The 8976-nt window shown below is 40.0% G+C and carries 8 protein-coding genes and 1 rRNA gene; 1 reads left to right on the plus strand and 8 read right to left on the minus strand.

The window, feature by feature from the left end; all coding sequences use genetic code 11:
* The first annotated feature begins 46 nt into the window (after positions 1-46).
* Entirely contained in the window at positions 47-1387 is a 1341-nt protein-coding gene (gene pabB / locus FTU77_RS08995) for an aminodeoxychorismate synthase component I (protein ID WP_180055594.1), read from the plus strand.
* Between the two features lie 117 nt (positions 1388-1504).
* Here the strand turns inward: pabB and hisC are convergent, their stop codons facing one another.
* The 8 genes from hisC to rrf all read right to left on the minus strand — a co-directional run.
* The gene (gene hisC, locus FTU77_RS09000; RefSeq protein WP_180055595.1) at positions 1505-2602 is read right to left on the minus strand and encodes a histidinol-phosphate transaminase; all 1098 of its coding nucleotides are present in this window, start codon (positions 2600-2602) and stop codon (positions 1505-1507) included.
* A 181-nt stretch (positions 2603-2783) separates the two neighbouring features.
* The gene (hisD, locus tag FTU77_RS09005; RefSeq protein ID WP_180008575.1) at positions 2784-4085 is read right to left on the minus strand and encodes a histidinol dehydrogenase; all 1302 of its coding nucleotides are present in this window, start codon (positions 4083-4085) and stop codon (positions 2784-2786) included.
* Between the two features lie 201 nt (positions 4086-4286).
* Positions 4287-4988, minus strand: a complete 702-nt coding sequence (hisG, locus tag FTU77_RS09010) for an ATP phosphoribosyltransferase (protein ID WP_180021457.1) — start codon at positions 4986-4988, stop codon at positions 4287-4289.
* Positions 4988-6244: a UDP-N-acetylglucosamine 1-carboxyvinyltransferase gene (gene murA, locus FTU77_RS09015; protein ID WP_078191193.1), complete on the minus strand. Its 1257-nt coding sequence runs from the start codon at positions 6242-6244 to the stop codon at positions 4988-4990. Before murA ends, hisG begins: the two co-directional genes overlap by 1 nt.
* Before the next feature lie 6 nt (positions 6245-6250).
* On the minus strand, positions 6251-6502 hold the full coding sequence (ibaG, locus tag FTU77_RS09020) for a BolA family iron metabolism protein IbaG (RefSeq protein ID WP_078191194.1): 252 nt from the start codon (positions 6500-6502) through the stop codon (positions 6251-6253).
* 135 nt (positions 6503-6637) lie between these two features.
* A complete protein-coding gene (gene hpf / locus FTU77_RS09025; RefSeq protein ID WP_078191195.1) occupies positions 6638-6970 on the minus strand; it encodes a ribosome hibernation-promoting factor, HPF/YfiA family in 333 nt (110 codons plus the stop codon).
* A 168-nt stretch (positions 6971-7138) separates the two neighbouring features.
* Positions 7139-8593: an RNA polymerase factor sigma-54 gene (locus FTU77_RS09030; RefSeq protein ID WP_180055596.1), complete on the minus strand. Its 1455-nt coding sequence runs from the start codon at positions 8591-8593 to the stop codon at positions 7139-7141.
* Between the two features lie 276 nt (positions 8594-8869).
* Positions 8870-8976: ribosomal RNA gene (gene rrf, locus FTU77_RS09035) — 5S ribosomal RNA — on the minus strand; the annotation flags it as partial.

The raw sequence follows: 8976 nt of genomic DNA on the forward strand, positions 1-8976 counted from the left end.
AATGGTATAAAATCCATTTTAGTCTTTAAATTTAATTTCTCTGTTGATGCAAAAACCGATTTCTTTTAAAAAAATTATTCTCAAACAAACTGTTAGTGCTCAAATTATTTTGCAAGCGCTTGCACCCTTGTCACATGTGATTTTTTTAGAAGATCAAAAACAACCTGTTATTTGCTTTTTGGCAAATCAATATCAACAATTTAAAAATGATGAACTTAAAACTTATGTCCGTACTAATTTAGATCAATATGAGGAATGTGATACTCAGCCCTTGCAAGATATCGCCTTCCAAGATTTATGTTCAAAATTAGGCAGCGGGTTTTCTGGGGGCTGGGCTGGTTTTATTAGCTATGATTATGCAGCGCAACAACAGATTTCCCTGCATGCCAAAGCGCAACCTCGCTTGTTTTTAGGACAATTTTCCAGTTTTTTAAAATTAGAAGATGATGGTTGGTATTTTTATAGTTCTGATCATTCTGCAGCTAAGATTTACGACTACATTGTTCAGTTCATTCAAACCGAGATCACTCAGAATCAATTTAAATTAACGCAAAAATGTACTGCAAGATGGTCCAAGTCAGACTACACAAAAGCCTTTGATCAAGTGCAGGAATATATTAAAGCGGGCGATTGCTATCAAATTAATTTAACACAAGAGTTCACAGCTCAAGCAAACGGTTCACTCTTAGATACTGCTCAAGAATTTTGGTCACTGACTGATGCACCATATTCAGGCTACTTACGTATTGATGATTTTGAAATTTTAAGTTGTTCGCCTGAGCTTTTTATAGATTTTAAGCCTGAACGCAAGATTATTACTAAGCCAATCAAAGGCACGATGCCTCGCTATGAAGATTCAGTGTTAGATGCGCAGTCAAAACAACGGTTAAAATCATCTGAAAAAGACATGGCTGAGAATGTCATGATTGTCGACTTACTGCGTAATGATTTGAGTGTTTATGCAGAAATAGGTTCTGTAAAAACACCTAAACTTTTTGATATTGAAAGTTTTAATCAAGTGCATCACATGGTCAGTGAAGTTGAGGCCGTGCTGAAAACAGATGTACACCCTTTTGAGGTTCTGATGTCTGCCCTGCCAGGCGGTTCGATTACCGGCGCGCCTAAAATTCGCGCGATGCAAATTATTGATGAACTTGAAGGCGCCCCGCGCGGCGCCTATTGCGGCTCGATGGGTTATTTTAATCACGATGGCACGGGCACTTGGAATATTTTGATCCGCTCTATTCAAAAATACCAAGATCAGGTTTCGCTGTGGGCGGGCGGTGGAATCACCATCACGTCAGATTGCGATGCTGAATATCAAGAATGCTTTGATAAAGTCGAAGCCATGCTGGATTTGTTAAATACGTGGTATACGCCAGATTAAACAAAAAAGCGATTCAATTGAATCGCTTTTTTATAACCCTCCCCTTGCGAAGCAGTGCTTCTCACCTTTTCGAAAGGAAGATTAGGGTAGATTTAAATTTATAGTAGCTTGCAGCAATCAAACCAAAATATCGTTTTTAAGCGTATCCACAAGGCGCTGATTTTGTTCATCTGTACCAATGGTGATACGTAGGAATTGATTAATCCGCGGCTTATTGAAGTAACGCACAATAATCCCGCGTTCGCGTAATTCAGCAGCCAACTCACCTGCATCTTTATTTGGCAATGAGGCAAAAATAAAGTTTGCCGCAGACGGCAATACCTTAAAGCCCAGCTCAGACAGCTGCTCTACTAGTTTTTCACGGCTCGCAATCACTTTGGCATTTTGCGCTTCAAAATACGCTTGATCCTCAAATGACGCCACGGCTGCTGCAATCGCAAAACGGTCCATCGGATAGGAGTTAAAGCTGTTTTTTACCGCTTCAAGCGCTGCGATTAAATGCGGCTGCGCAATCGCGAAACCAACGCGCAAACCGGCAAGTGAACGCGACTTAGACGTCGTTTGACAAACCACAAGGTTTTCATATTTCGCAACCAAAGCCACAGTAGATTCCGCACCGAAATCGACATACGCTTCATCAATCACAACCACTGAATTTGGATTGGCTTGCAGGACTTCCTCAATTGCAGACAAACCTAAAGCAATGCTGGTTGGTGCATTCGGATTGGTAATGATGATGCCGCCATTCGGCTGTTTATAGTCATCAATAACAATTTCAAAATCATCGTTCAGCGGCAAAATTTTAGTATTGGCAGCTATACCAAAAAATTGGCTATATACCGGATAAAAACTGTAGGTAATATCTGGATACAGAACCGGCAGTTCTTGCACAAAAAAGGCTTTAAAAATATGCGCCAGCACCTCATCCGAACCATTACCAACAAAGACCTGTTCAACAGGCACATGCTGCTGTTTTGCAATCGCTTGCTTTAACTCAGACGCATCTGGATCTGGATATAAACGTAAAACATCAGCAGAATTTGCCAACACTTTTTGAACTGCTTCCACCACTTTTGGCGATGGCGGATACGGGTTTTCATTGGTATTGAGTTTTAAAATATTTTGGATTTTAGGCTGTTCACCCGGTGTGTACGGCTCTAATTCACGTACATCAGGACTCCAAAAACGCATTTGTTCAGCGGTAATATTTGGCATTTTATTTTGCTCTTTCTCACCCTCTCCTAACCTCTCTTGCACTTCGCTTTAAAGGAATCCTTAAAGCTCGTTCAGGGAGAGGAATATTCATTTTATGAGATTTCCCCTCTCCTTTCAGGAGAGGGTTAGGGAGAGGTTTATAGTTTTGGAAAACTAAGTTTTTCACCTAGTCTATATTTTCTTACTGATAACGATAGCGTGCTGAACGCGCATGCGCATCTAAGTTTTCCTGCTCCGCTAATGTATCAGCCGTTTTCGCTAAACTTTTCACACCATCTTCAGAGCACATAATTAAACTTGAGCGCTTTTGGAAATCATAAACACCGAGCGGTGATGAAAAACGCGCTGTGCCCGAAGTAGGCAACACGTGGTTTGGACCTGCACAGTAATCACCAATCGCTTCAGGCGTATATCGACCCATAAAAATTGCACCGGCATGGCGGATATCTTCAGCCATTTCCTGCGCTTGATCTAAGCACAGCATCAAATGTTCAGGCGCAACCTGGTTAATCAATTCAGCGCCTTCAGCACGGTCTTTGACTAAAACTAATGCACCACGGTTTTCAATTGAAGTGCGCGCGATATCTGCTTTAGGCAAAGCTTCTAAATGCTTTTCAATCCATTGCTCTACTTGATCTAAAAGATCCGCATCTGGCGTAATGAACACCGCTTGAGCCACAGTGTCATGTTCCGCTTGAGACAACAAATCCATCGCCAGCCATTCAGCGTTATTTTGACCTTCTGCATAGACCAAAATTTCGGATGGCCCTGCAATCATATCAATGCCAACTTGACCAAATACTGCACGTTTTGCTGCCGCAACAAAACGGTTGCCCGGGCCAGTGATTTTATCCACAGATGGGATGGTTTCTGTGCCGTAAGCCAATGCTGCAACCGCTTGCGCGCCGCCAATGGTAAATACACGGTGTACGCCGGCTAAATAAGCTGCCGCCAAAACCAATGGATTCAAATCACCGTTCGGCGCAGGCACCACCATAATAATTTCAGGCACGCCAGCAACATGCGCAGGCACAGCATTCATCAATACAGATGACGGATAAGAAGCTAAACCGCCCGGCACATAGATACCCACACGGTCCAGTGGTGTGACTTTTTGACCAAGCGTATTTCCTAAAGCATCGACATAGGTCCAGCCGTCTTGCTTTTGCGCTTGGTGAAATTCACGAACACGGTTCGCAGCAAGTTCTAAGGCCTCACGCACTTCTGAACTTAACCCCTCAAATGCTGCTTTCAACTGTTCTTGTGTCAGCTCTAATTCTGAGAATTGATGCGCTGGATGTCGATCGAACTGCTGTGTCAATTTAAGAACATGAGCATCACCATGCTGACGAACATCAGCAATGATTTGGTCAACGGTTTTTAAAAGTTCTGGATCATTCACAGTTTCAAAAGCCAACAAGTCAGCAAAAGCTTGCTTGAAGTTTTGATCTTGAGTCGATAAACGTCGCATCAATTTACCCACAAGGTAATCTATTGGAAAAGATTAGTTTACCTGTTTTACAGCAGCTTGTGGACATCTATCGCATGTGTTCATGTGGAGTTTTATTGAAAATAACTTTCGTTAAAATTGATGAAAATACAGTTTTAACATTATTTTTCAGTTTTCATAAAAAAACCGCCCAAATTTGAGCGGTTTGATCAGCATAGCTAGAAACTTAACAACTTATGCTTTTTTTGCTTGCTCGCGTTCTTCCACGGCTTTTTCTAGCTGTGCAAGAATTGGATTCAACAAAGTTTGTTTACGTTTAAAGCTTGCTTTGTTCACGATTAAACGTGAAGACACTTTACAGATTTCTTCCAAAGGCTCTAAACCATTGGCACGTAAAGTATTCCCGGTATCCACAACATCGACAATGTAATCGCCTAAACCAACCAATGGTGCAAGTTCCATAGAACCATAAAGTTTGATCACATCAACTTGCTCGCCTAAGCTTGCATAATATTGACGGGTCAAATTGACGTACTTGGTTGCAATCTTTAAACGACCTTTCGGACGAACCATGCCGACTTTACCTGCGGTCATTAACTTACAGTTGGCAATTTTTAAGTCCAATGGTTCATACACATTTTGTGCACCATGTTCCATCAGCACATCTTTACCTGCCACCCCAATATCTGCAGCACCATTTTCAACATAAGTTGGTACATCAGAAGCACGTAAAATTAAAATACGTACGTGCTTATGGGTCGTTGGAAAAATTAACTTACGAGATTTATCCGGATCTTCCAATAAGTTAATGCCAGCTGTTTCCAACAATGGCAAAGTTTCTTTTAAGATACGTCCCTTACTTAATGCTAAAGTTAAACCATGATCAAAATTGCCCATTACGTCAAAATTGGGATCATCGTTTCTCATATCGCTCATTAACTTACTCGCTTAATTTGGGCACCTAAACCTTGTAACTTCGCTTCAACATCTTCATAACCACGGTCAATATGATAGATACGGTCAATCAACGTTTCCCCATCAGCGGCAAGTGCTGCTAAAACCAATGAGAAAGAAGCTCGTAAATCAGTTGCCATCACGGGTGCAGCAGATAATTTCTCTACACCTGTAACAACAGCATCATTACCTTCAACCTGAATATTAGCACCCATACGTGCTAATTCAGGTACATGCATGAAACGGTTTTCGAAAATCGTTTCAGAAATTGTGGCAAAACCACGACCAATTGCATTCACAGCCATCAGCTGTGCTTGCATATCGGTTGGAAATTCTGGATGTGGTAAAGTCTGGAAACTAACTGCTTTCGGGCGTTTACCCATCATATCCAGTTCAATCCAATCTTCACCGCGCGTAACTTCCGCGCCCATTTCTTCAAATTTATCTAGCACAGACTCCAACAAGTTTGGATCAGTATGTGTGGTTTTGATTTTACCGCCAGTGATCGCTGCTGCAGCGAGATAAGAACCTGTCTCAATACGATCAGCAACAACGGCATATTCACAGCCATGTAGGCTTTCAACACCTGTAACAACCAAAGTATCTGTGTCCAAACCTTCGATTTTTGCACCCATCTTGATCAACATATTAGCAAGATCGGTAATTTCAGGTTCACGAGCCGCGTTACGAATGGTCGTTACACCGTCTGCAAGAACCGCAGCAGTTAGAATATTTTCAGTACCACCAACTGTGACCATATCAAAGACAACTTCGCCACCTTTTAGACGACCATCCACTTTGGCATGCACATAACCTGCTTCAACTTCGATCTCAGCACCAAGTGCTTCTAAAGCTTTTAAATGTTGATCTACAGGGCGTGAACCAATTGCACATCCACCCGGCAAAGACACTTTTGCACTACCATAGCGTGCCAATAACGGGCCAAGCACCAAAATAGATGCACGCATGGTTTTCACGAGTTCATATGGTGCAAATTGATTATCTAAGCTAGAAGTATCAGCCTTAACCGTATCACCTTCATAACTGATTTGAACACCTAAACCTGCGATCAATTTCACTAAGGTGTTCACATCTTTTAGATTTGGCACATTAGTTAATGTAATAGGTGTATCCGCAAGGATAGTTGCAGCGAGTAATGGCAATGCAGCATTTTTCGCACCAGAAATACGAACTTCACCTTCGAGCTTAGTACCGCCCTGAATCAGAAATTTATCCATTAATTATTAAGCTCCGAATAAGCTTGCTTTGCGCCATTCTTCTTTGGTCATTGCACGAATTGTTACTGCATGTACTTCACCGCTGGCAATGTAGGAGTTCAAAGGTGCATAAACAGATTGTTGACGAGCAACAGGACGTTTGCCTTCAAATTGATCATCGACAATGCGTAGATCAAATTTGCCGCCTTGCCCACTAACTGCAACCTCAGCTTCTGGAAAAGCAGCTTTTAAAATTTCAGTGAGCTGTTCACTATTCATCACAAGACCCCATATAGGACTAACGGTGTAAAACCCGTCATTTTACTATAAATCTAAAAAATAATTCATTAGTCACATACATTATATATATAAAAAAAGAGGTTATAAAAAACCTCTTTTTGTACAATTTACAATCTAAACCGTTAAAGGCATATAAATGAGCTGCATTTTTCGATGTTTATGTAATTGTTTTTTTAATTTTTCAGACAATTTTTTGATCGAGGTATACATATCATCAGCGCACGCTTGTGCAAAAAGTTCTGTCCCAGGTAATCGTATAATCGCTTCCGCAATATGATTATCACTACCTTTTTTTGAACGTTTATCAACCTGATGATCTTTAGTCAGTTTGACTTGCATACTATTGACCTGATCTAAATGTTTGGTCATTTCCGCAAATTTAAGACGAATATTTTCTTCTATTGCTGGCGTAATTGTTAAATGATGGCCACGAATTGTAATCTGCATAATTCTATCCCTCACCTTCTTTCAGGACTGGAAAAGTTCAAGCCGAATCATCCAACTCAATATGCGAAGCATACATTTACACAATCAGATCATTTCGGCCATTCCTTATAAAAAAAGAGATTCATTATTTCGTCATAATGAACCTCTAGAATAGTCAGATTTTCAAATTTAGATCAACACTTTTCGCTCTGAAGATGATGGAATATGTAACGATTCACGATACTTCGCAACTGTACGACGAGCAACATCAATACCTTCTGCATTAAGCAAAACTGCAATTGCATTATCAGACAAAGGCTTACGTGTATTTTCTTCTGCAATCAACTTTTTAATTTTTGCACGAATTGCCGTCGAAGACGCTTCCCCACCAGACGATGTTCCAACATGACTTGAGAAGAAATATTTCAACTCAAATAATCCACGTGGTGTGAGCATATATTTATTTGTGGTTACACGGGAAACTGTGGATTCATGGAGTTCAACTTCTTCCGCAATATCTCGCAGGACCAAAGGCTTCATTGCCTCAGGCCCTTGTTCAAAGAACGCTCGTTGATGCTCCACAATACAGGTTGCCACTTTTAATAAAGTTTTATGTCGTTCATCAATACTTTTAATGAAATTCTTAGCTTCAAGCATTTGATTACGTAAATATTGATTGTCATCGCTTTGATCAGCACGCTTGATCATATTGGCATAGAAAGAATTCACCCGTAGTTTTGGCATTACATCAGGATTTAACTGTACCAACCAATGTTCATTCTTTTTTAGTACCACAACATCTGGAATTTGATAGTCTGAATCTTTATCTTCAAACTCTTGCCCTGGATGTGCTTTTAAGGTTTTTAACAAAGAAATGGCAAGTTTAAGTTGTTCCGTATTTAAACCGGTTTGCTTAATCAACTTGGGTAATTCATTGGTAATCAGCAACTCATAATTTTTTAATAATAAAATAGCTTCATATCGATATTCGATATGTTCAGGAAGATTTTCAACTTGTACCAATAAACATTCAGCAAGATTGCGTGAGCCTACACCCACAGGATCTAGACGCTGAATATGCTTTAGTACCACCAAAACTTCTTCATCTTCGACTTCTTCTTCATAATCCATAGAGTCTAAAAGATGCTGAACAGATTGGGTAATTTCATTTAAGTCACAATCTAAAAAACCTTTGTTATCTAAAGCATCGATAATACAGTGTGCAATTAGTTTATCGATCATAGAAAAGTGTAAAAGATTAACTTGCTCAAGCATATGCGCTTGTAAACTTTGATGACCCTGCCGATTATCTTCGCGCTCTTCAAACTCAGCAGCACCTAAACTTGTGGGTTGATGCGTATAAACATCATCCCACTCTGTATCCACTGGTAATTCATCAGGCAAATGATCGGCATTTAATTCATTGGTTAAGTCTTTATTTTCCCTTTCTTGTTCTTGTAAGCTATTTAAACTTTCAACGGTATTTTGTTCTTCAACTTTCTCTAATAGAGGATTACTGTCGAGTTGGATTTGAATTTCTTGTTCCAATTCCAAACTTGAAAGCTGTAATAAACGAATGGCTTGTTGTAATTGAGGTGTTAATGATAAGGAATTGGCAACCTTTAACCCCATCGCTAATTTCATTAATAACTCCCCTATAATTAACCGCACTTTATAAGCAATTTTTATGCCGTTTTATTTTTTATAGCATAATTTTAAACAGAACGCTCGATTTTTTGTCTTTTTTATACTCATTATTCAGCTAATTTATTCTTTTATTAGGAACAATTCGCCTTATAAATGAATTATTTAATTAGATATATTATTAATTTCACTCTATTTCCCTCTCCATTTTTCTTTCCCTTTTCTCCTTGCAAAAAAAACACCCCCTTCGTATTGAAGGGGGTGTTTCGAATAATGAGCTGGCGATGACTTACTCTCACATGGGTAACCCCACACTACCATCAGCGCTAAGAGGTTTCACTTCTGAGTTCGGGAAGGGATCAGGTGGTTCACTCTTGCTATTG

Origin of the sequence: Acinetobacter sp. YH12142 (assembly GCF_013418435.1) — a bacterium.
GTDB classification, from domain to species: Bacteria; Pseudomonadota; Gammaproteobacteria; order Pseudomonadales; family Moraxellaceae; genus Acinetobacter; species Acinetobacter amyesii.

Coding starts and splice junctions, on each gene's coding strand:
- pabB (WP_180055594.1), top strand. CDS start 47: ATGCAAAAACCGATTTCTTTTAAAAAAATTATTCTCAAACAAACTGTT.
- hisC (WP_180055595.1), bottom strand. CDS start 2,602: ATGCCAAATATTACCGCTGAACAAATGCGTTTTTGGAGTCCTGATGTA.
- hisG (WP_180021457.1), bottom strand. CDS start 4,988: ATGAGCGATATGAGAAACGATGATCCCAATTTTGACGTAATGGGCAAT.
- murA (WP_078191193.1), bottom strand. CDS start 6,244: ATGGATAAATTTCTGATTCAGGGCGGTACTAAGCTCGAAGGTGAAGTT.
- ibaG (WP_078191194.1), bottom strand. CDS start 6,502: ATGAATAGTGAACAGCTCACTGAAATTTTAAAAGCTGCTTTTCCAGAA.
- hpf (WP_078191195.1), bottom strand. CDS start 6,970: ATGCAGATTACAATTCGTGGCCATCATTTAACAATTACGCCAGCAATA.
- FTU77_RS09030 (WP_180055596.1), bottom strand. CDS start 8,593: ATGAAATTAGCGATGGGGTTAAAGGTTGCCAATTCCTTATCATTAACA.